The organism is Clostridioides sp. ES-S-0108-01, assembly GCF_020662285.1.
Lineage (GTDB): Bacteria > Bacillota > Clostridia > Peptostreptococcales > Peptostreptococcaceae > Clostridioides.
The window spans coordinates 397,913-419,677 of sequence record NZ_JADGMN010000001.1; the positions used below are offsets into that span (position 1 = coordinate 397,913).

The following is a 21,765-nucleotide window of genomic DNA, read 5'->3' on the forward strand; positions in this document are numbered from 1 at the left end:
GTATATATAAAATTTATTATTTTTTATAAGAAACAGATTAAAAGTTTAAAACGAATAATTTAACATATATTTTGTAACTATTTAAGTATATAAAATAAAATAATATCCAAACTAATACAAAATAGTAATAATTGTTTTGTATTGGAGGATATTTATGAATTGTAAATGGATATCTAAAATAGATGAGAGAAAAAAATGTCATAGAGAGGCAGATTCTTCTGGATATTGTATCTTTCATAAAGAAAATAAATCTGATGAAGAGATACAGCTGATGATGGATACTCTTTATAAAGAAGAGATAAGTGAATTTAATGGATTTGTTTTTGAAAATGAATTTAATGCGGAAGAAATATTAACTTACAATTATAAAATACTGGATTTTTCTGAATCCATATTTAAACAGAAAGCAAATTTTAAAAAATATATTTTTAAAAAGAATATTATTTTTGACTATACAGAATTTAAAGATAAAGTGTTATTTAATGGTTGTGTATTCTTAGAAAACTGTGATTTTAATAGAACCATATTTAGTAAAGACTATATAAATGACCGTATATTTGAAAAAGTGAAATTTAAAGGACCTGATTTGGTAGTTAATAAAGTAGAAAATTTTCCGCGAATGGATGGAATAATTTTTAGCATATGTACAAAGTTTGTGTTAAAGAATGTTGAATATGGAAAAAGTGAGTATGAGCATGGCAAGATAAATTATAGAATAGCTAGAAATCAAGCAACAAAAATTGGAGAATATGAGATGATAGGATTTTACTATTATAAGGAAAGAATTTATAGTAGTAAAATAATGAAACGTTCTAATTATCCTACTTTCAGTGATTATTTAGTTGAAAAATTTTTTGACCAAATAGCACGTTACACGACAGGTTATGGAGAAAAGCCATGGAATATATTATTAGTGATTATAGTGATAATAAGTGTTTTTGCTTTATTATACTTATTTGTAGGCATAGAAAGTTCAAATAGTACACTTGTAGCTTTAGATATAAATAATATAGGTAATTACTCACTAAGTGAGATTTTCAGAATGTATATGGATTTATGGTATTTTAGCATGGCTACATTTAGTACAGTAGGATATGGAGATATGGTTGCTACAAGTTTGATTGGGAAAGCATTGGCAGGTATAGAAGTATTTTTTGGAGTTACAATAGGAGCAATTTGGGCATCTGTGATTATTAAAAGAATGATAAGGTAATATTTGTGTAAATATGGATAGGTATTAATTACTAGATATAAATTGGACTAAATAGGGAAAATTTAAATATAAATATACTTAATAATCCAAGAAGGTGAAAAATTTGAAAAATGCACTAAAAAAAATTATAGCATTAGCCATGATTCTAGTTTTTATAATACCAAATTATTCATATGCAGATGAAAAATCTGTAGACAAATATTCAAAAACATCTATACTTATAGACCAAGAAACAGGTAGAATTTTATATAGTAAAGAACCTGATATGAAAGTACCATTAGCTAGCTTAAGTAAGATGATGACTTTTTTACTTGCAATAGAAGCTATTGAAAATAAAGAAGTAAAAGAAACTGATAAAATAAAAATAGATAAATCTATTGCATCAGTAAAAGGGTCGAGTTATAAACTTAAAGATGGTGAAGAAGTGCCACTTATAGAGCTTATGAGAGGTCTTATGATTGTATCGGGAAATGATGCGGCAATTGCTATAGCAAAACATATTTGTAAATCGAAGGAAGCATTTGTGGATAGAATGAATAAAAAAGCAAAAGAAATAGGAATGACTAATACGCATTTTCTAAATCCAAATGGTCTTCCAATATACGATTTAAGTAATCCAAAAAAACAAGCCAAAGAAAATATATCTACTGCAAAAGATATAGCTATTCTTGGAAAATACATGTTTGACCATTATGAAAAACAAGTAACAGCTATAACTGATATGGAGACATATACGAATTCAGATAGAAGCTTTGAAAAAAGCAATACAAATGCATTATTAAGAATTATACCAGAAGTAGATGGTATAAAAACTGGATATACTGGTAATGCTGGATATTGCTTATCATTTTCTATGGTTGTAAATAAAAGTGATAAAAATGAGAAAAAACGTAGAGTAATAGGAGTTGTATTGGGTACTAATCATAAAAATAAAAGAACATCTGCTTCTTTAGCACTACTGAAATATGGGAAAGAAAATTTCAATATGAAAAAAGTAATTGATAAAGATAGCTTTATTGGTAAGAAATATATAAAAGGAATGAAAGAGTTGGAGGTTACCTTAAAAGCAAAGGATGAACTTTATACAATATTAAAAGATGATGAAAGTATAAAATCGGAAGTTAAAATTAAAAATATAGAGTATCCTGTTAAAAAAGGCGATAATATGGGTACTATAAAATACTATACTAATTCAGGTGACTTACTTGGAAGTGTAGATATAGTAAGTAATAATAATGTAGATAATCTACCATTAAAAACAAAATTAAAAATGAAATTTGCAAATTAAATTCAAAAAAATGGTATAAAATATACAAAAAAATATAAAAATAGAAAATATGGAAAAAATATTGTTATTTTTTCACCTCTATGATATACTACTAGAGGTGAAAAAATAAAATAAATCACACACAGCATTGGGATCCTTAAAAGGTGCCTATTACATGGTTTTTTAGGGAGAAGATCAAGCTGGAGGTATAAAACCAGGAGGTAAGATATGTCAGTAATATCAATGAAACAATTATTAGAAGCAGGTGTTCATTTTGGTCATCAAACAAGAAGATGGAATCCTAAAATGGCTAAGTATATATTCACAGAGAGAAATGGAATATATATAATCGACTTACAAAAAACAGTTAAAAAAGTTGAAGAAGCTTACAAGTTTACTAAAGAAGTAGCTGAAACAGGAAAGCCAATCTTATTCGTAGGAACTAAAAAACAAGCTCAAGATGCGATAAAAGATGAAGCTGAAAGATGTGGAATGTACTTTGTTAATGAAAGATGGTTAGGTGGAATGTTAACAAACCACAAAACTATAAAAACTAGAATAAATAAATTAAGAGAATTAGAAAAAATGGAAGAAGAAGGTGTATTTAATGTTCTTCCTAAAAAAGAAGTTATAAAATTAAGAGCTGAAAAAGAAAAACTAGAAAAATACTTAGGTGGAATAAAAGACATGCCTGAATTACCAGGTGCAATGTTCGTAGTTGACCCAAGAAAAGAAAACATAGCTATTCAAGAAGCTCACAGATTAGGTATACCAGTAGTTGGTATAGTTGATACTAACTGTGACCCAGAACAATTAGACTTTGCTATACCAGGAAATGATGATGCTATAAGAGCCGTAAAATTAATAACTGGTGCTATGGCAACAGCTGTAATTGAAGGTAGACAAGGTGCTGAAGAAGAAGTAGCTGAAGACCAAGAATAATAATTTGACAATTAAATGGTAAGGGTCGCCCTTACCATTTATAATATGGAATAGAATAAGTAGGAGGAAACTTAAAAAATGGCTAATATAACTGCTCAAATGGTAAAAGAGTTAAGAGAAAGTACAGGCGCAGGAATGATGGACTGCAAGAAAGCTTTACAAGAAGCTGAAGGAAATATGGAAAAAGCAGTAGATTTATTAAGAGAAAAAGGATTATCAAAAGCTGCTAAAAAAGCTGGTAGAGTTGCTGCTGAAGGTCTAGTTGCAATAGAAATTAACGATGATAATACAGTTGCTTCTATGGTAGAGGTTAACTCAGAAACAGATTTCGTTGCTAAAAACGAAGACTTCAAAGTGTTCGTTAAAGATGCTGCTTGTATGGCATTAGCTACTGATAAAGAAGATATAGCTTCTTTATTAGGTGAAACTCATAAAGAGGGAATAACTTTACAAGAAGTTTTAAATAATAGAGTTGCAAAAATAGGTGAAAAATTAGACTTTAGAAGATTTGCTAAAGTTGTAACTAATGGACAAGTTGCTGGATACATTCACGGTGGTGGAAAAATAGGTGTTCTTGTTGAAATGGAAACAGAAGCTAGAGATGCTAAAGTTTTAGAATTAGGTAAAGATGTAGCTATGCAAGTTGCTGCTATGAATCCTAAGTATGTTTCAAGAGATGAAGTAGATGCTGAATACATAGCACATGAAACAGAAGTATTAACTCAACAAGCTTTAAATGAAGGAAAGCCAGCTAATATAGTTGAAAAAATGGTTAAAGGAAGATTAGAAAAAGAATTAAAAGAGGTTTGTTTATTAGAGCAAACTTTCGTTAAAAATCCAGATATAACTGTTAAACAATTAGTTGCTGATGTTGCTAAAGCAGTAGGTTCTGATATAAAAGTTGTTAAAGTTGTGAGATTCGAAGTTGGTGAAGGTATACAAAAGAGAGAAGAAAACTTTGCAGAAGAAGTTGCTAAGCAACTTAAGTAATAACCAAAGAGAGAACACGCAGGTGTTCTCTTTTTTAAAAAATAGAAAAAATGGATATAAAGGATTGAAATAGGAGGTTTCTGATGGATAAACCAATGTACAAAAGGGTATTGTTAAAATTAAGTGGAGAAGCATTAGCAGGAGAAAGAGGTTTTGGTATAAATAATGATGTAGTTAATGATATTGCTATTGCTATAAAAAAAATACAAGAAATAGGTGTTGAAGTAGCTGTAGTAGTAGGTGGAGGAAACTTCTGGAGAGGTAGAACTAGTGAAGGAATGGATAGAACTACTGCTGACTATATAGGAATGTTAGCTACAGTTATGAATGCAATGGCGCTACAGGACGCTCTAGAAAATATAGATGTTGCCACAAGAGTTCAAACTGCTATAGACATGAGACAAATTGCAGAACCATATATAAGAAGAAGAGCAGTTAGACACTTAGAAAAGGAAAGAGTTGTTATATTTGGTGCAGGAACAGGAAACCCTTACTTTACAACAGATACAACTGCAGCTTTACGTGCTGCTGAAATGGAAGCAGAAGTTATTTTGTTAGCTAAAAATGTTGACGCAGTATATGACAAGGATCCAAAAGTACATGCAGATGCTAAGAAATTTACAGAATTAAGCTACATGGAAGTTATACAGAAAGAATTAAAAGTAATGGACTCTACAGCTACATCTTTATGTATGGATAATAAAATTCCAATAAAGGTATTTGAGCTTACAACAGAGAATATAATAAGAGCAGTAAAAGGCGAAAATATAGGAACTACTGTAAAATAATGAAGAATGAAGGAGGAGTAAAATTATGAAACTAGAAATACATAAGCAATTAGAAGAGAAAATGAATGGGACAATTGATGCCTTAAAGTTTGAATTTGGAACTATAAGAGCAGGAAGAGCTAATGCACAAATGCTAGACAAAATAAGGGTTGATTATTATGGAACTCCAACTCCAATAAATCAAATTGGTGCTATATCTGTACCAGAGCCAAGAATATTAATGATATCTCCTTGGGATAAATCTGCTATGCACGAAATAGAAAAAGCTATAGCTAACTCAGACTTAGGATTAAATCCATCAAATGATGGTGAAGTTATAAGACTTTCTGTACCTGCTTTAACAGAAGAAAGAAGAAAAGAATTAGCTAAAAAAGCTAGTAAAGCTGCAGAGGAGTTTAAAGTTAGAATAAGAAATGAAAGAAGAGACGCCAATGAGAAAATTAAAAAGATGGAAAAAGGCGGAGAATTAACTGAAGATGAATTAAAGAAAGCACAAGATGAAGTTCAAAAAATGACTGATAAATTTATAAAAGAGATAGATACATTATTATCTAAAAAAGAAAAGGATATAATGGAGGTATAATATTGAAAAAATATTATAGCCTTTTAGGTCTTCATGTGGATGAGGTAAAACAATATTTTGATGAACAAGATATAAATTATACCGTAAAATCTATTGAAGGTAAAAAGGATAAAGATAAACTTGTAGTTCCTAGAGTTATAAAAATATCTGAGATAGGTGGTAGTGTAGAACTGATAATCACATACTTTTCTGACTCCTTAATTTAAGGAGTCAGAACAATATTGGAGGCAAAATATGAATAACAACATTATATATGACATAGACTTAAATAACATACCTACTCATATTGCTATTATAATGGATGGAAATGGAAGATGGGCAAAATCTAGATTTCTTCCAAGAACTGCAGGACATAAGGCTGGAGTAGAAACTATAAGAGATATAGTAAAAGAATGCTCAAAATTAGGTGTTAAGCACTTAACATTATATGCGTTTTCAACAGAAAACTGGAAAAGACCGAAACTTGAAGTTGACACACTTATGAACTTATTATCTACATACTTAAGAAATGAAATAGCTGAACTTCACCAAAACAATGTAAAAGTAACTGCCATAGGAGATATAAGTGCTTTACCAAAAACTTGTATAAGAGAATTAAACTCAGCTAGGGAAATGACAAAAAACAATACGGGAGTTAACTTAAATTTAGCATTAAACTACGGAAGTAGAGCAGATATAAAAAATGCTCTTATAGATATATTAAAAAATTGTGAAAGTGGTAAAATAGATATAAACAATATTGATGAAGATATTATAAAAAACTATTTAAGCACAAAGTCTATACCAGATCCAGACTTAGTAATAAGAACAAGTGGTGAACAAAGATTGAGTAACTTTTTACTTTGGGAAGTTGCTTATTCTGAGTTTTACTTTACTGATATACATTGGCCTGATTTTAAAAAAGAAGAACTACAGAAGGCTATATACGTATATCAAAAAAGGGATAGAAGATTTGGAGGACTTAAGTAAGGAGATTATTTTATGCTTACAAGAATTATTGCTTCACTAGCTCTGGTTCCATTATTTCTATTTGTTGTATATGGAGGGATTCCTCTATATATAGCTGAGACAGCAATAGTTTATATTGCATTACATGAGTTTTATAAGGCATTTAAAATAAAAGATGTACATCCAATATTCATTATGGGATATTTATTTTCTGTTTATTTAGCTGTAAAAAATATTTTTAATTTACCATTGGAATATACTTATGCAGTGATTTTTATTTTATTTTTAGCAAGTATAATTTATATGTTGATGGGCAAAAAAAATGTTATAGATGTTTCGATTACATTTTTAGGAATTTTTTATATAGGAGTATTTTTAGATTTTATAGTTATAACTATAAATGGATTTGAAAAAGGTAGTATATATGTATGGCTTATATTTGTGATATCTTTTATGACAGATATATTTGCATATTTTAGTGGTTATTTACTTGGAAAACATAAGCTAATTCCTAAAGTTAGTCCTAAAAAGACTATAGAAGGAGCTATTGGAGGGATAATAGGAAGTACACTTTGTTGTATTTTATTTGGATATTTATTTGGCATTGATTTGCTTCAATTAGCGATAATAGGAAGTATAGGAAGTGTAATAGCTCAGTTAGGAGATTTATTTGCATCTTCTATAAAGAGATATGTAGGGATAAAGGATTATGGAAAAATAATACCTGGTCATGGGGGTATATTAGATAGATTCGATAGTGTTATATTAGTTGCACCTTTTGTATATAGTACGATTAAATTTTTTATTAGATAAAGATTGGTTTGGATTTAAAAGAGCAGTCTATAATTGCTAGTAATGAAAATAGCTATGTAACTTTTAAAAGCAGAGAGATTCTGTAGTTATTAGTTACATGGCTATTTTCATTGCTTGATAATCATTTATAAATTTTATTTTTATAGATAATTAATAAGAGATGAGTAGATTATTGTTTCTATTGTATATAAATAATAGGTATAATTTAAGTAATATCTCAAAAAAAAGGAATATATTTCTATAATATGATAAAATAAGTTCAAAGAGTTAATTTCTAGGTAAATAGTACTTTAATTATTTATTAAAATAGATTAGATATTACATCTTCAATGTTATTGAGTTGATGATTAAATTTAAAGTAGACTAATATTTAAAAATAACTTTTGAATTAGGTAATGATTTATTATTTTGAGTTATATCATCATGCAGATAGTGCTTTATATAGAGCGAAAGAAGAAGGAAAAAACACATATTGTATGAAATATATTAATGATATACATGGATATGAATATGGAGATAAAGTTTTAATAATAGTTGCAACTGCACTCTCCAAAACTTTTAATACTAAAGAAACTTGTGCAAGGGTTGGTTCAGATAATTTTGTAATACTTGCAAAATATAGAGATTCTCTCTTAGATGAGATTAGTAAGATTCTGACCGAGGCCATAATATCTGAATTAAATATGAATGTAACTCAAACTATATCTTAATTTATGAAAAAGAATTTTTTAATAAATATGTAATTGAAAAATAATATAATGATTTTTTCTACTAATTTGTGCATTGAGTTATTTTGTATCTGATTAAATAACTCAATGCATGCTTATGTAGGTCAAAAATTATAAATTATTTAAAATGGTTTTTATATTTATATAAAGAATCTATTAATTTGCTTTATTTTAACATATTTATGCTTACTAAATCATAATTGACATCTATTTATATAAAGAATTATTTATCTAAATAGATGAAAATTTTCTAAAATAGATAAAATGTGATAGAATATATTTTGTGAGGTGATAATATGATTTCATACGCTCCGTTATGGAAATTATTAATTGATAGAAAAATAAAGAAAATGGAATTTGTAAATATATCAGGTATAAGTATTTCTGTTTTAGGTAGATTAGGAAATGATAAATCTGTTTCTATGGATACAATGGAAAAGATATGTCTAGCACTAGATTGTAAAATAGAGGATGTTGTTGAAATAAAAAGAGACATTTAGGGATGCTAAAAAATTTTATAATACTTTATAAAATACAGAAACCATAGATTGGTTTTTGTTTATAGAATACTATATGAAATTTATATGAATAGTAAAAATAATTGTTTTAGTAGTGTTATAATGTTCTGATGGGGTATATTTATTATTAGAAAGGATTATTATATGAAAAAGATATCAATTTTAGGTTCTACAGGCTCTATAGGTAAACAAACTTTGGATGTAGTTAGAGAAAATAGCGATAAGTTTGAGATAGTAGCAATATCAGCTAATAGTAATATTGAGTTATTACTAGAACAAATAGTAGAGTTTAAACCTAAATATGTAACAGTTTTTGAGGAAGACAAAGCATTAAAATTAAAAGAAATTTTGTCAAAAAATATAGAAATAGAAGTTTTAACAGGTATGGAAGGATTAAAAATAATATCATCACTTGATGAAGTTGATGTACTTTTAACCGCTGTTGTGGGAATGATAGGGTTAGTTCCAACTCTTTGTGCTATAAGGAAGGGAATAGACATAGCATTAGCGAATAAAGAAACGTTAGTAACTGCTGGAGAACTTGTAATGAGAGAGGCAGAAAAATATAATGTAAATATTCTCCCTGTTGATAGTGAACATAGTGCTATATTTCAATGTCTAAATGGAGAAAATAAAAAAAACATAGAAAAGATAATACTTACAGCATCTGGTGGTCCTTTTCGAGGAAAGAAAAAAAATGAGCTTATAAATATAACTAAAAATGAAGCTTTAAAGCATCCAAATTGGAGTATGGGAAGAAAGATAAGTATAGATTCTTCAACACTTATGAATAAAGGTCTTGAGGTTATAGAAGCTAAGTGGCTGTTTGGAGTAGGACAAGAAAATATAGATGTAGTAGTTCATCCACAAAGTATAATCCATTCAATGATACAGTATACAGATAGCTCAATAATAGCACAATTAGGATGTCCAGATATGAGACTGCCAATACAGTATGCTCTTACATATCCAGATAGAATGGAAAGTAGCTTTGAAAGAATGAATTTTTCAAAATTTAGTACTTTAACTTTTGAAGAACCAGATTTGGAAACTTTTCCATGTTTAAAATTGGCTTATGAGTGTTTAAAAATGGGAGGAACTTATTCTTCTGTTTTAAATTCAGCAAATGAAGTTTTAGTAAGTGAATTTTTAGAGGATAAAATTGGTTTCTATGACATACCATATTACATAGAGAAGACTTTAGAAGTTCATAGTAGCATAAGTAAACCAACATTAGAGGAAATTTTAGAAACAGATAGATGGAGTAGAGCTTATGTTGCAAATCTGATAAAAAAATAGGAAGGTGAATTTATGACTATAATAGCTGCATTAATACTATTTAGTATAATTGTATTAATACATGAGTTAGGACATTTTATATTTGCAAAAAGAAGTGGTATAAAAGTAAATGAGTTTTCTATAGGTATGGGACCTAAGATATATAGTGTAAAAAAAGATACTGAGTATTCTATAAGGGCTCTACCGATTGGTGGATATGTCAGTATGGAAGGTGAAGATGAAGAACAAATAAGTCCAAATTCTTTTGGAAATAAATCTATATTACAAAGATTTAGTACCATTGTAGCAGGACCAATATTTAATATAATATTAGCAGCAATACTTTTGGTACCAGTATTTTTGTATATAGGTTCTCCAACAACTAAATTAGGAAAGATAATGCCAGATACTCCTGCACAGGCGGTAGGACTTCAAGTAGGAGATAAGATAAATAAAATTAATGGTAATTCTGTTAAGACTTGGGATGAAGTTGCAAATATAATAAACACTTCTTCTGGTGGAGAATTAAAACTTAGTATAACTAGAGACGGAAGTGATAAAGTTGTAAATGTAACACCTAAAAATAACAATGGAAAGTATGAAATAGGAATTCAACCACAAAGAGAAAAAGATTTTTTTGGTTCAATAGTAAATGCTTGTAAAACTACTGTAGATATGACAAAACAGATGCTGACATTCTTAGGTCAAATGATTACAGGTCGTGTCCCAGGAGGAATTGGAAATGCCGTAGCAGGTCCAGTAGGTGTTATTGGTATGGTATCAGATGCAGCTCGTACGGGCATTATAAATGTAGTATATTTAGCTGCTGTCATAAGTTTAAACCTAGGTATAGTAAATCTATTGCCAATACCAGCACTTGATGGATGGAGAATACTTATGTTATTATTAGAAGCTATTAGAGGTGGTAAAAAACTCGACCCAAATAAAGAAGGTATGATAAATGTTGTTGGTTTTGGAGCCTTAATGCTATTTATGCTTTTTATCACATATAAAGATATATTAAGATTGTTTCAGTAATTTAGTTTTTTAGAGAGTTTAAGAAAAGGGGCTATGTAGTTTTAAATGAGAATAAATTAATTTTAATGTATGAAATTTATTCTTATTTAACTATATAGCTTTTTAATTTATAATATACATGTAGATTATAATGTTTTAATATTTTAATAGATTTAATATAAAATAATATATAGAGGTGGAATATGAGTTACGAGAGAAGAAAGACTAGAGAAGTAAGTGTGGGCAATGTAAAAATAGGAGGAGAAAATCCTATAAGTATACAATCTATGACAAACACTGATACAAGAGATGTAGATGCCACAATAGCTCAAATAAAGAGACTAGAGGAAGCTGGTTGTGATATAGTTAGAATTGCTGTTCCTGATATTAAAGCTGCTAAAAATATAAGAAAGATAAAGTCTAGTATAAATATACCAATTATTGCCGATATACATTTTGACTATAAGTTAGCTCTTGAAGCTATAGAACAAGGTGTGGATGGTATTAGGATAAATCCTGGTAATATCGGAAGTATAGAAAAAGTTAAGATGGTAGTTGAGAAATGTAAGGAAAGAAATTTAAAAATTAGAATTGGAGTTAATGGTGGTTCTTTAGAAAAAGAACTCTTAAAAAAGTATGGTTCTGCAACTGCTGAAGCATTAGTTGAAAGTGCAATGGGACATATTAAGATTCTTGAAGATTTAGATTTTCATAATATAGTTATATCTCTAAAATCATCTGATATTTATAAAACTGTTGATGCATATGAATTAATATCAAAAAAAGTTGATTATCCTCTTCATGTTGGGATTACAGAATCTGGAAGTATCCATAAAGGGACAATAAAGTCTTCTATAGGAGTAGGGGCACTTCTTCTTAAAGGAATTGGAGATACTGTTAGAATATCTTTAACAGGTGACCCTGTTGAAGAGGTTTTTGTTGGCAAACAGATTTTAAGAAGTTTGGGGCTTTTGAATGATAAAATTAAGGTTATATCATGCCCTACATGCGGTAGATGTAATATAGATTTAATTAGTGTTGTAAATGCGGTTGAAGAAAAGATTGGTAGTATGGAAAAAGATATCACTGTTGCAATTATGGGCTGTGCTGTAAACGGACCTGGTGAGGCTAGAGAAGCAGACATAGGTATTGCTGGTGGTAAAGGTGAAGGTCTTTTATTTAAAAAAGGTGAAATAGTAAGAATGATTGATGGTGACAAATTAGTTGATGAGTTGCTAGAAGAGATTGAAAAGTTATAGTATACAATCGAGATATATTAATTGACTAGATTTTTAAATACTTTTAGACTAGGTTTTATCTATAGTATTTAATCATCTGGTCATTTTTAATTTTATAAAGTTCACTAAATTTAATAAATCTACATTCTGATTTAATGATACATGTATGATTTAAATTTTAGTTTTGAGTTATAAAAATTAAAGAAATATTTAATATAATGAAAGTTTACATCAATAGTATTGAAATTTGATTGCAACTATGATAAGATATAGTTACTAGAATTATTGGTAGATTATGTTAACATAGATATTAATGTTTTTGGGAAATTGTTTTATTAGAAATTAAATAGAAGAAGGGGTGAAGAACTGTGAGATATAAAAAAATGTCTAGTTTACCTATTTTAGTTGTTGCCTTATTGATTACTGGAACGACAACAACATTTTCTCTTAATACAACCAATTCAGAAAGAACAAGTGTATACTTAGCAAGCACAGAAAGTACTGTCACAAATAAAATCTCAGATGTTTCAAATAGTAAAGGTCTTGTTTATAATGAAAATATTCCATTATTTATAAATAATAGCAAGATACAGTATGATGATACTCCGTATCATTGGCCTAGCAATGTTATAAACTTAACAAATATCAGTAAAAAGGCGATTATGGATTATGAAATTACATGTTTAGCATATGATAAAAATGGAAAACCACTTGAGCTATACTGGGATGCTCGAAATGTAGCAACAAACGGTGAAGTAGGAAGTGTTGGATTTAGCCCAGATGGTGTAGACTATGGCATTGTTGCAGGTATATCTCCTGTGTCTCCAAAATCATACTCACATACTTATAGAAAAATGCAACAACAACCACCAAAGGACATAATAAATATGTTTGAAAAACAACAAGGTAAGGCGTGGGTAGAAAAATGGTTGAAAGAATGGCAGCAAATGGAGAAAGAATATGCAAAGAAAAATGCAATAGTTCCAGGTAAGAATCAAAATGATGCTTCTCTATTGTTTGATAAATGGAAACAATCAACTGGAGAGCATGATGTAAAGTACATCATATCCTGTGTAAAACAAGTAACATTTAGCGATGGTAGTGTATGGAAAAATTCAGCATACGAGAATTGGTTGAAAAGCTTTCAAGGGAAAGCAGTGGCTACTAGCGTATTAGAAAATTACTATAAGTAATATTTAATGATAGTAAAATTAAGTATGAATTTAACTAATGTTAATCTAGCTAAATATAAACTGCTTTGTTTGAAAATGCCAGTGTTACAAAGACATTTTTATTGTGACAAAAGGGCTTATATGCAGAAGATTATAGGCATGTGTCATGTTTTGATACATGCTTTTTTATTTTGAATATATACTTTCTATAAATTTAGGATTTTTAGTTATGTAATTTTATATATACATTTTTAGTTTTTTACATAGATAGTGAAATAATGTGATAGTTTTGCGTTTTAAAAATCTTAGTTAAGATATTTATTAAAAAAGATAATAGAAATGTTTGCAATAGAATAGTTAAAGGTGAAAATGTTATACAGATAGTATAAGAAAGATTAGTATTATTTAATTTTGATAAAAGAATAATTTGATAAAAGTAGATAAAACTAAAAAGGGTTTTCTAGAAAATAAAATCTATCTAATTATATTTACTTACCAAGACCATTACTTGATGTAAGCATTTTTCTACTATACTTTCTCCATACTCTAGTATAAAATCATCCAATTGTGTATCTATAAAACTGCAATAATCATACGAACTACCAATATAAGCAGTTAGTATATGTGTACATCTATCCATTTTATCTCCAAACATATATCATTTATCCCCCTAAAAAACTTACATAAAAAACAAAAAGAAAATATCCTTTTGGCAACTGGCTAACATAACTTATAAGAATCTTATAAGCCTTAGTCCCTATAGCTTTGCGTCACTAAATTTCTCTAGTTTTGCCGATTTAGTTTTATTCTACACTTACATAATACAATAGAATGAATTATTATTCAACACACTTATTTGAAAATTAAATAAGTTTAGGAATATGAATTTGATTTTGCAGAAAAAATAAATGTACTTTCAAATTATATGAGATTGATTGGGGCTAAATAATTTATTTAAATAAAAAATAGCTGATTTAATACCAACTGTATATAAATAGAGTCTTGAATTGTATCACTTAGTTATATGGATATAATTCATAATAAGTTAGCAATAAATCAACCATTTTACTATAACTCTGAGTACCTTCAGCAACACCATTAGCTTTTAAGTAAGAGTTGTTAAACTCATTAGAAATTTCATCAATTTTACCTTCATATTTTTGCCAAAATTCACTTTCATTTTTTAAATCTCTACGGACAGAATCTGAAATACCAGTAGAAATAGCAACATAGGCATTATAATCAACCTTACTTAAAGCAGAAGCAGTATGATTTAGAGCTAAAATATAACCAGAATAGTTAAAATCAATATCAGGATGTTTTATAGAAGTAAGATACGCTATAAAATTAGCCTCATCTTCACTAGCAAATCCCCTTTGATGTGCCATTTCATGCTCAACTGTACAAGGAATATACAAATCAGGTATTGCTACATTTACATTTGCCTCACCTGTAAAAGGAAAGTATATGCCAGTTATTCCTGTATAGCACATGAGATTTGATGAAATAATATACTTAGGCTTAGAATAACTGCCACTAACACTAGGTAATATATCAAAGACATTATCATATCCTAGTTGGGCTCTATTTATGACACCCTTGTAATCTGTATTAGATTTTACAATGCCATTTTTATCTTGTAATGTGAGTTTTCTAGTTTCATTTGCTTTAGTTACAAGGAATTTATATAATTTAGCAAGTTCTTTAACACTATGTTGTTTTGATTGGATAGAAGTATTGTTTTCTAAGTTATATTTATTTATAAGTGTGTTTTCAAGTGGAATCCTATTATAGTTTATTCCCCAAAGCACTACAAAAAGAAAGTAGACTATTGATACAATAGATAATATATTTAAAATAGAATTCTTTAGAAATGTATTTAATTTTTTGTTCTCATTAAGAATTGTAGATAAAGTAGAACATAAAAATAAGAAGATAGATATAACTATTATATAAATTGTAATTTCATAGAGAGAAAATGGAAAAATTCCTGAGACTTTACTCAATATTTGTACAATTATTTTATCTATAAATTGAGAGTAATATTTTTCAATAATATTTGGAACTTTGCTGGCTATAAAATTTAAAAGCAAAGCAAGAGGAAAAAGAATTAAAGAAAAATATTTTGTTTTTTTGCTCATGTTTCACCTCGTATACACTAGTTTATATAAACATATTATATATCAATTGAAGATAGATTGCAAAATAAGTATAAATATATCCATTTATAACTTTATACTAAATAAATGATAAGTTATAATATATTAATATGAATATATATATAGCTAATAATAGAAAATATTAATTATATAAGGAGTAGATAAAAATATGATAATAAAACTTACTAAAGACAATTTCAATTTTAGGTTTAAACAATATGAAGGGATGTTTTTTCATGCGGAAGTAACTGAAGAAGATGAGTCAATTAGATACAAAATAACTAAGGATAAAGAAGGTACAGAGTTAAAAGAATTTGGAAGTACACATATAAAAGATAACATGATATATGTGCCTCAAATAGAAGCATACATAGATTTAAACAGTATAAAATAAAGCTTGTAAAGTTTTAAGTAAAAATAAAGATTATGTTAGATAGAGTAGGATTAGAAGTAATTGTGGACAATGAAAAAGGATTGAACTTATACAAAAAGTTAGACTTTGAAATAGAGGGCATTAAAAAATATGTTGTAATCAGAGATGGAAAATTTGAAGATGTTTATACTATAGGAAGATATAATAAAAATTTAATCTAAAGAAGCTAATAGAGAAGTAGAATAGAATATCTTTAATAAATAGTTTTCATTAAAGATATTCTATTTTACTTCTCTATTGTATTAAAAAACTTATTTTTAAATGTTTAAAAAAACATTCTATATACAAATAAAATTATTAGCAATATCAAAGCTATTTTAAAAGCTAAACTAGCAACAGTTTTGATAATTTTTACAGAAACACCTATAGCAACTATAGCAAATACTATTTTAAAGAGTAAATCTATATCCATATTTAAGCCTCCTATTCTATAATACATATAGATATTATTGACAAATATCTAGGAAAAAATTCCATCAATATACTACAATAAAATGTTTATATTTGTAATTTATTGAATATGTTATTATATAATACATAAAAAAATAAATCAAGCTAATAATAAAATACTTATAAAAGGTATAGATATAACTGAAAATAGTGTTGTAAAAAACACACATTGTGAAGCCAGTGTTATATTAGAGTCATATTGATTAGCCATTATAGCAGTATTTGCAGCAGCAGGCATGGAAGAAATTACTACTGGTATAGCTAAAATCATCTTATCATCTATCCATCCTTTTAGAATAAAATATACAATTACGGGAAGTATCAATAATCTTATAAAAGTAACTATATATAACTTTTTGTTTACAAAGCAATCGAGAGCTGAAGAATTAGCAAGTAAGCTTCCAATGATAATCATGGATATTGGTGTAGTTATATTTCCCAACATCTTAAGTGGTTCATTTATAAATTGGGGTAACCTAAGTCCTGTCACAAATAAAAAAAGTCCAATAACAATAGCTATTGTAGCAGGGCTTATAAGTGATTTTATTGAAAAACCTTTATTTGTGCTACCTTTAGATAAAAGGTAAATTCCTAAAGTAAAAGAAAATAAATTAAAAGGTAAATTGAATATTGCAGTATAGAATATAGCTTCATGACCCAGAACTGCCTCAATTACAGGATAACCCATAAAGGCAACATTTGAAAAGACAACTATATACTGATATATTCCCAAATCTTTTTTATCATTACATTTTAAAATGTATTTTAATAAAAATGCAATTACAATTGAAACTATATACATAATCAAAGATGTAAATAATAACAATAGTATTTTTTGTATCATCTTATTATCAAAGTTAATTTGCATTGAACTAATTATCATTGATGGTAAAAAAACTGTCATTGTCAAAGTTGAAAGTTTAGATGTACAGTGCTCATCTAATAAGTTGAATTTTCTGACAAAATATCCGACTAAAATAATTATAAATAAAACTGAAACTTGAATAAAAATATTGCTGAAATTCATAAAATGTCCCCCCCTATATATACATTATATACCAATTGCATAATAAAATCTAATGATTATAAAATTTAAAATTTAATGTTACAATATAGTGACAAAAGGTAAAAATTCAATATTATAGCATTAATTATAGATTATAATGTATAATAATGTTTGAGAGAATATATTTTATAAAATGGGTAGGTAGCGAATAATGAAAAATACAAAATTTTCTATAAAAAAAATAAAAAATATATCTAATGACCCGAAAGTCGTACATACTAAAGGTGCCCTTCTTGAAAAGATGGGTAAGACAGAAAGTGCAATAGAATTGTACAAGAGTGCTGCATTAGATAATTATGTGAAATCTCAATATACTTTGGGAAATATATATGAAAGTAAAAAACAATTTAAAGAAGCAGAAAAGTGGTATTCAATGGCATATAAAAGTGGAAGTGAGGACGCTGCTTTTGATTTAGGCAATATGTATTATAAATTAGATGGTTATGAGTATGCTATATATTGGTATGAAAAGATAGCAAATTTAGGTTATTTACAAGCACAAAACAATTTAGGTGTATGTCATTTTAAAATGAAAGATTTTATAAGATGTGAAAAATGGTTAAAAGCAGCAGCAGACAATAATTTAGGTAAAGCTTGTTTTAATTTAGGAGTATTATACACTTTTTTGGAGAAGGATGATGAAGCATACGAATATTATAAAAAAGGTTCTGTGCTTTTAGACGATGATGCAAAATATAATTTAGCAATATTAAATGGAAAAAAGAAAGATAATAAATCAACAGTAAGTTTATATAAACAATTGTATAAGTCAGGTCATATGAAAGGTTGCTTTAACTTGGGTATGATTATGGAAATAAATGATAATTTAGAAGAAGCAGAAAAGTATTATAAAAAGAGTGCCGATAGAGATGATGTAAAGTCTGAGTATAGACTTGCATATGTATATGATAGAAAAGAAGAATTAGGAGATGCAATCTATTATTATGAGAAAGCAATACAAAAAAATCATACACTTTCTAAATATAGACTTGCTAATTTATATAATAGGGAAAATGAGATAGAAAAAGCAAAAACTTATTATAAAATGGCAGCAGAAGATGATATAACAGAGGCAAAAAATAATCTAGCTGGTATATATTTTGAAGAAAAAGACTACGAAAATGCTATTAAATATTATGAAGATGCCATAGCTGTTGGATGTAAAAGTTCTCTTGAAAATCTTGGAGATTTATATTATAAAAATCAAGATATAGAAAAAGCGATTTCGTATTATTCTAGAATTCCAAATAACGTATCTTGTCAAATAAAATTAGGAAATATTTATGAAGATTTAAATAATATCGAGGAAGCTATAAGTTGGTATAAGAAAGCATCTGAAAATGGAGATACTAGGTCTAGCTATAGATTGGGGTGTATATATGAAAATCTAGGAAATACAAAAAATGCTAGAAAGTATTTTGAAATGGCAAGTAGCAAAAGTCATATGAATGCTCGTATACATCTAGGTAGAATTTATTTTAGAGAAGGTAAGTTGGAAGAGTCTAAAATGATGTTTGATACACCTGCTAATGAGAATAATGTGTATGCCCAACATATGGTAGGATTAATTTATGATATCTTCTATAAAGATTATGTAAATTCTAAATTTTGGTATGAAAAAGCTAGGTCACAAGGTTGTGTTGAATCGATATATAATTTAGGGCAAATTTATTTAAAGTTAAATGATGACGTAGAAGCTGAGAAATATTATAAAGAAGGTATTAAATATGGAAGTAAGAAGTGTGAGTATATGCTTGCGGGTCTTTATTATAAAAAAAGTCTAGATATGTATACTTCTTTAGCAAATGAAGAATACGATAATTGTGGAGAGATAGTAGAAGGTTTTCCTAATTTAAATATAGACTTCGATGAAGTATTAATTCCTCCATTTAAATTACAAGAAGAGGAAATAGATGAAGAAGAGTATGTACCAATTTATATACTAAATATAAAAGAAAGTTTAGATTCAATGTTAGAAGGACTTGAAACTGAAATGATTATAGATGAAGAATATGATAACTAAGAAAGCATTGTAAGATTATATAAATTTAAATATATAAAAGCCATTAGAATAAATGAAAATCAATTAATTCTAATGGCTTCTTTTATTAATCTTTTATAATAACTTGTTTCTTGACATGAAAAATGTAATCACTATACATATTATAGAGGTAATAAGAAGTATTATCCAAAATCCATTTGGGTTATTAGAAAATGGCATGTTGATAACATTCATACCAAAGAATCCTGATATTATTGTAGGTATTGAGAAAATTAGTGTGACTACTGTTAAAATTTGCATAACATTATTCTGATTATTACTTATAATTGCGCTGAAAGCATCCATAATTCTACTCAATATATCTCCATATATTTTAGCCATATCAAGAGCTTGTCTATTTTCGACTATAACATCTTCTAATAGGTCTTCATCATCTGGATATTTCTTAATACCAGCAGTTCTAACCATTTTGTTTAAAACAAGTTCATTAGCTTTTAGTGATGTAGAGAAGTATACCAAAGACTTTTCTAATTCCAATAATTGAACCAATTCTTTGTTTTTCATTGATTTGTAAATTTCTCGCTCTATTATGATTGTCATTTTATTTATTTTTCTTAAGTAATGCAAGTAATAAGCTGCATTTTTGTGAAGAATTTGAAGCAAAAAGCGAGTCTTTTTAAATGTAAAAAAATCTTTAATATGACCAACTATAAAGTCGTTTAAAATCTTAGTTTGTGCATCGCAAACTGTTACAATAGCTTCTTTAGTTAGTATAATACCTAAGGGTATTGTAGTATAATGAGAAGAATTAGAGTCACTTTCGTCTACTGGTATATCTATAAGTATAAGAGTATGATTGTCTTCAACATCTATTCTTGAGCGTTCTTCTTCATCTAGTGCAGATTCTATGCTTTCTACATCTATATTTAATAAATTAGAAATTTCGTTGATTTCACTATGATTAGGTTCAACAAGATTTATCCAACAGCCATCTTCAAAAAAACTAAGTTTCTCCAATTTTGAATCTATAGTTTTGTAATATCTTATCATGGCAACACATCCTTTATTCAGTTTTATATAAATCTCATCATTTAATAGTATCTATTAATTAACTAATTTATATAACTGAATATATGTATTAGTTTTAATTTTAGATATTATTAAGTGATGAAAATGTAAAAAATTCTCTCCGCAACGGACTAGTATCCATTGCCCATCACTCTCCTTATTCATTATTTTATATATACCTATTTACGCAATTCGTATTTTAAGCGCTCTTTAATATAATACCTTTTCCAAGTATATAAATCAAGTTTTGATTTGATTAAATAATATTTTTGCCATAATTTGCATATAAAATATACAAGTTATATTTAATTTAAATAAAGAATATATATATTATGAGTGAAATTAGTAAATATATTAAAAAAATAAGGATGTATCTATGTATTTACTTATTTGTAATAATATATTTAAAAAAGTGCATTTTATTTTCAAAACTGAATTTCATTTATAATTTATAACGAAAATAAAAGGGCATAAATATAAGAGAATGAGAGGTTATCAGAGATATGAGTGATTTTAAAGAGATTTTTGCAGAAGAGATTAAGAATAATCCATTTGGATTAATAGGTAAAGATTGGACACTTATAACTGCAGAAAATGAAGGAAAAGTAAATACAATGACTGCTAGCTGGGGAGGGCTTGGAGTTATGTGGGGAAAAGATGTTGTTTTTGTAGTAATAAGACCACAGCGTTATACTAAGGAATTTATAGATAATACAGATAAATTTTCTTTGACTTTTTTTGATGAAGATTTCCGCAAAGAGCTTTCATATTGTGGGAAAGTATCTGGTAGAGAAGAGGATAAGGTATCACAGATTGGATTTAATATAGAACACTTAAATAATACACCTTATTTTAAAGAAGCTAAGATGGCTATTATATGCAAAAAAATGTATAGTCAGAAACTTGAACCTAAATGTTTTATTGCTGAGGGCATAGATGGAAGATGGTACCCACAAAAGGATTACCATACTTTATATATAGCTGAAATAACCAATGTACTTGTAAAAGAAGATTAGATAGAAGATTAATATTACATTTAATTAAATAAAACATCTATAAAAAGAGGTTGACACAAAAAAGCTAAGGAAGTAA

General features: G+C 27.6%; 24 protein-coding genes and 1 riboswitch. Of the genes, 19 read left to right on the plus strand and 5 right to left on the minus strand.

Translation table 11 applies throughout. The features are described 5' to 3' along the window. The first annotated feature begins 154 nt into the window (after positions 1 to 154). From IR152_RS01765 to IR152_RS01835, 15 genes are all read left to right on the plus strand, one after another. Positions 155 to 1,213, plus strand: coding sequence for a potassium channel family protein (locus IR152_RS01765; RefSeq protein ID WP_227450115.1), 1,059 nt, complete (start codon positions 155 to 157; stop codon positions 1,211 to 1,213). A gap of 103 nt (positions 1,214 to 1,316) precedes the next feature. Continuing rightward, a complete protein-coding gene (locus IR152_RS01770) occupies positions 1,317 to 2,501 on the plus strand; it encodes a D-alanyl-D-alanine carboxypeptidase family protein (RefSeq protein WP_227450116.1) in 1,185 nt (394 codons plus the stop codon). 207 nt (positions 2,502 to 2,708) lie between these two features. After that, the gene (gene rpsB, locus IR152_RS01775; protein ID WP_003424537.1) at positions 2,709 to 3,422 is read left to right on the plus strand and encodes a 30S ribosomal protein S2; all 714 of its coding nucleotides are present in this window, start codon (positions 2,709 to 2,711) and stop codon (positions 3,420 to 3,422) included. Between the two features lie 78 nt (positions 3,423 to 3,500). Beyond that, complete coding sequence (gene tsf / locus IR152_RS01780) at positions 3,501 to 4,412, plus strand: translation elongation factor Ts (RefSeq protein WP_227450117.1); 912 nt, start codon at positions 3,501 to 3,503, stop codon at positions 4,410 to 4,412. 83 nt (positions 4,413 to 4,495) lie between these two features. After that, on the plus strand, positions 4,496 to 5,200 hold the full coding sequence (gene pyrH, locus IR152_RS01785; RefSeq protein WP_003430597.1) for a UMP kinase: 705 nt from the start codon (positions 4,496 to 4,498) through the stop codon (positions 5,198 to 5,200). A 25-nt stretch (positions 5,201 to 5,225) separates the two neighbouring features. Next, positions 5,226 to 5,783, plus strand: coding sequence for a ribosome recycling factor (gene frr, locus IR152_RS01790; protein WP_003430598.1), 558 nt, complete (start codon positions 5,226 to 5,228; stop codon positions 5,781 to 5,783). Positions 5,784 to 5,785: 2 nt separating this feature from the next. Beyond that, a complete protein-coding gene (locus IR152_RS01795) occupies positions 5,786 to 5,989 on the plus strand; it encodes a hypothetical protein (RefSeq protein ID WP_227450118.1) in 204 nt (67 codons plus the stop codon). A 28-nt stretch (positions 5,990 to 6,017) separates the two neighbouring features. Continuing rightward, complete coding sequence (locus IR152_RS01800; protein WP_227450119.1) at positions 6,018 to 6,752, plus strand: isoprenyl transferase; 735 nt, start codon at positions 6,018 to 6,020, stop codon at positions 6,750 to 6,752. Positions 6,753 to 6,764: 12 nt separating this feature from the next. Continuing rightward, a complete protein-coding gene (locus IR152_RS01805; RefSeq protein WP_227450120.1) occupies positions 6,765 to 7,544 on the plus strand; it encodes a phosphatidate cytidylyltransferase in 780 nt (259 codons plus the stop codon). Between the two features lie 395 nt (positions 7,545 to 7,939). After that, the gene (locus IR152_RS01810; RefSeq protein ID WP_227450121.1) at positions 7,940 to 8,254 is read left to right on the plus strand and encodes a diguanylate cyclase domain-containing protein; all 315 of its coding nucleotides are present in this window, start codon (positions 7,940 to 7,942) and stop codon (positions 8,252 to 8,254) included. A gap of 314 nt (positions 8,255 to 8,568) precedes the next feature. Further along, positions 8,569 to 8,772, plus strand: coding sequence for a helix-turn-helix domain-containing protein (locus IR152_RS01815; RefSeq protein ID WP_021384994.1), 204 nt, complete (start codon positions 8,569 to 8,571; stop codon positions 8,770 to 8,772). 162 nt (positions 8,773 to 8,934) lie between these two features. Beyond that, positions 8,935 to 10,089: a 1-deoxy-D-xylulose-5-phosphate reductoisomerase gene (locus tag IR152_RS01820; protein WP_227450122.1), complete on the plus strand. Its 1,155-nt coding sequence runs from the start codon at positions 8,935 to 8,937 to the stop codon at positions 10,087 to 10,089. A 12-nt stretch (positions 10,090 to 10,101) separates the two neighbouring features. Further along, positions 10,102 to 11,106 (plus strand): RIP metalloprotease RseP, encoded by a 1,005-nt coding sequence (gene rseP / locus IR152_RS01825; protein ID WP_227450123.1) that lies wholly within the window; start codon positions 10,102 to 10,104, stop codon positions 11,104 to 11,106. A gap of 182 nt (positions 11,107 to 11,288) precedes the next feature. After that, positions 11,289 to 12,344: a flavodoxin-dependent (E)-4-hydroxy-3-methylbut-2-enyl-diphosphate synthase gene (gene ispG, locus IR152_RS01830; RefSeq protein ID WP_227450124.1), complete on the plus strand. Its 1,056-nt coding sequence runs from the start codon at positions 11,289 to 11,291 to the stop codon at positions 12,342 to 12,344. A gap of 347 nt (positions 12,345 to 12,691) precedes the next feature. Then, positions 12,692 to 13,516: a DUF5780 domain-containing protein gene (locus IR152_RS01835; protein ID WP_227450125.1), complete on the plus strand. Its 825-nt coding sequence runs from the start codon at positions 12,692 to 12,694 to the stop codon at positions 13,514 to 13,516. Positions 13,517 to 13,973: 457 nt separating this feature from the next. Here the strand turns inward: IR152_RS01835 and IR152_RS01840 are convergent, their stop codons facing one another. Both IR152_RS01840 and IR152_RS01845 read right to left on the minus strand, forming a co-directional pair. Beyond that, positions 13,974 to 14,150, minus strand: coding sequence for a hypothetical protein (locus IR152_RS01840; RefSeq protein ID WP_227450126.1), 177 nt, complete (start codon positions 14,148 to 14,150; stop codon positions 13,974 to 13,976). A gap of 53 nt (positions 14,151 to 14,203) precedes the next feature. Continuing rightward, positions 14,204 to 14,299, minus strand: a riboswitch (cyclic di-GMP riboswitch). Positions 14,300 to 14,511: 212 nt separating this feature from the next. After that, positions 14,512 to 15,636 (minus strand): DUF3810 domain-containing protein, encoded by a 1,125-nt coding sequence (locus tag IR152_RS01845; RefSeq protein ID WP_227450127.1) that lies wholly within the window; start codon positions 15,634 to 15,636, stop codon positions 14,512 to 14,514. Positions 15,637 to 15,823: 187 nt separating this feature from the next. Between IR152_RS01845 and IR152_RS01850 the strand changes: the two genes are divergently transcribed. Beyond that, complete coding sequence (locus IR152_RS01850) at positions 15,824 to 16,048, plus strand: hypothetical protein (protein ID WP_227450128.1); 225 nt, start codon at positions 15,824 to 15,826, stop codon at positions 16,046 to 16,048. A gap of 32 nt (positions 16,049 to 16,080) precedes the next feature. Continuing rightward, entirely contained in the window at positions 16,081 to 16,248 is a 168-nt protein-coding gene (locus IR152_RS01855; protein WP_227450129.1) for a hypothetical protein, read from the plus strand. A 104-nt stretch (positions 16,249 to 16,352) separates the two neighbouring features. Here IR152_RS01855 and IR152_RS01860 read toward each other — a convergent pair whose 3' ends face one another. Further along, positions 16,353 to 16,499 (minus strand): hypothetical protein, encoded by a 147-nt coding sequence (locus IR152_RS01860; RefSeq protein ID WP_227450130.1) that lies wholly within the window; start codon positions 16,497 to 16,499, stop codon positions 16,353 to 16,355. Positions 16,500 to 16,637: 138 nt separating this feature from the next. Then, a complete protein-coding gene (locus IR152_RS01865) occupies positions 16,638 to 17,564 on the minus strand; it encodes an AEC family transporter (protein ID WP_227450131.1) in 927 nt (308 codons plus the stop codon). A gap of 190 nt (positions 17,565 to 17,754) precedes the next feature. Between IR152_RS01865 and IR152_RS01870 the strand changes: the two genes are divergently transcribed. Then, positions 17,755 to 19,626 (plus strand): tetratricopeptide repeat protein, encoded by a 1,872-nt coding sequence (locus tag IR152_RS01870; protein WP_227450132.1) that lies wholly within the window; start codon positions 17,755 to 17,757, stop codon positions 19,624 to 19,626. 93 nt (positions 19,627 to 19,719) lie between these two features. Here the strand turns inward: IR152_RS01870 and IR152_RS01875 are convergent, their stop codons facing one another. Further along, positions 19,720 to 20,655, minus strand: a complete 936-nt coding sequence (locus tag IR152_RS01875) for a magnesium transporter CorA family protein (RefSeq protein WP_227450133.1) — start codon at positions 20,653 to 20,655, stop codon at positions 19,720 to 19,722. A gap of 521 nt (positions 20,656 to 21,176) precedes the next feature. On the opposite strand from IR152_RS01875, the gene IR152_RS01880 reads away from it, so the two are divergent. Continuing rightward, positions 21,177 to 21,689 carry a flavin reductase family protein gene (locus tag IR152_RS01880; protein WP_227450134.1) on the plus strand — a complete coding sequence of 171 codons (513 nt, stop codon included), beginning with the start codon at positions 21,177 to 21,179 and terminating at the stop codon, positions 21,687 to 21,689. The last annotated feature ends 76 nt before the right edge of the window (positions 21,690 to 21,765 follow it).

Excerpts from the sequence above, each read along its gene's own strand:
- IR152_RS01860 (WP_227450130.1), bottom strand. The coding sequence starts at position 16,499 with ATGGATATAGATTTACTCTTTAAAATAGTATTTGCTATAGTTGCTATA.
- IR152_RS01865 (WP_227450131.1), bottom strand. The coding sequence starts at position 17,564 with ATGAATTTCAGCAATATTTTTATTCAAGTTTCAGTTTTATTTATAATT.
- IR152_RS01840 (WP_227450126.1), bottom strand. The coding sequence starts at position 14,150 with ATGTTTGGAGATAAAATGGATAGATGTACACATATACTAACTGCTTAT.
- tsf (WP_227450117.1), top strand. The coding sequence starts at position 3,501 with ATGGCTAATATAACTGCTCAAATGGTAAAAGAGTTAAGAGAAAGTACA.
- IR152_RS01800 (WP_227450119.1), top strand. The coding sequence starts at position 6,018 with ATGAATAACAACATTATATATGACATAGACTTAAATAACATACCTACT.
- IR152_RS01765 (WP_227450115.1), top strand. The coding sequence starts at position 155 with ATGAATTGTAAATGGATATCTAAAATAGATGAGAGAAAAAAATGTCAT.
- frr (WP_003430598.1), top strand. The coding sequence starts at position 5,226 with ATGAAACTAGAAATACATAAGCAATTAGAAGAGAAAATGAATGGGACA.
- IR152_RS01810 (WP_227450121.1), top strand. The coding sequence starts at position 7,940 with ATGATTTATTATTTTGAGTTATATCATCATGCAGATAGTGCTTTATAT.
- IR152_RS01850 (WP_227450128.1), top strand. The coding sequence starts at position 15,824 with ATGATAATAAAACTTACTAAAGACAATTTCAATTTTAGGTTTAAACAA.
- rseP (WP_227450123.1), top strand. The coding sequence starts at position 10,102 with ATGACTATAATAGCTGCATTAATACTATTTAGTATAATTGTATTAATA.
- IR152_RS01815 (WP_021384994.1), top strand. The coding sequence starts at position 8,569 with ATGATTTCATACGCTCCGTTATGGAAATTATTAATTGATAGAAAAATA.
- pyrH (WP_003430597.1), top strand. The coding sequence starts at position 4,496 with ATGGATAAACCAATGTACAAAAGGGTATTGTTAAAATTAAGTGGAGAA.
- IR152_RS01880 (WP_227450134.1), top strand. The coding sequence starts at position 21,177 with ATGAGTGATTTTAAAGAGATTTTTGCAGAAGAGATTAAGAATAATCCA.
- IR152_RS01870 (WP_227450132.1), top strand. The coding sequence starts at position 17,755 with ATGAAAAATACAAAATTTTCTATAAAAAAAATAAAAAATATATCTAAT.
- rpsB (WP_003424537.1), top strand. The coding sequence starts at position 2,709 with ATGTCAGTAATATCAATGAAACAATTATTAGAAGCAGGTGTTCATTTT.
- IR152_RS01805 (WP_227450120.1), top strand. The coding sequence starts at position 6,765 with ATGCTTACAAGAATTATTGCTTCACTAGCTCTGGTTCCATTATTTCTA.
- ispG (WP_227450124.1), top strand. The coding sequence starts at position 11,289 with ATGAGTTACGAGAGAAGAAAGACTAGAGAAGTAAGTGTGGGCAATGTA.
- IR152_RS01820 (WP_227450122.1), top strand. The coding sequence starts at position 8,935 with ATGAAAAAGATATCAATTTTAGGTTCTACAGGCTCTATAGGTAAACAA.
- IR152_RS01855 (WP_227450129.1), top strand. The coding sequence starts at position 16,081 with ATGTTAGATAGAGTAGGATTAGAAGTAATTGTGGACAATGAAAAAGGA.
- IR152_RS01845 (WP_227450127.1), bottom strand. The coding sequence starts at position 15,636 with ATGAGCAAAAAAACAAAATATTTTTCTTTAATTCTTTTTCCTCTTGCT.
- IR152_RS01875 (WP_227450133.1), bottom strand. The coding sequence starts at position 20,655 with ATGATAAGATATTACAAAACTATAGATTCAAAATTGGAGAAACTTAGT.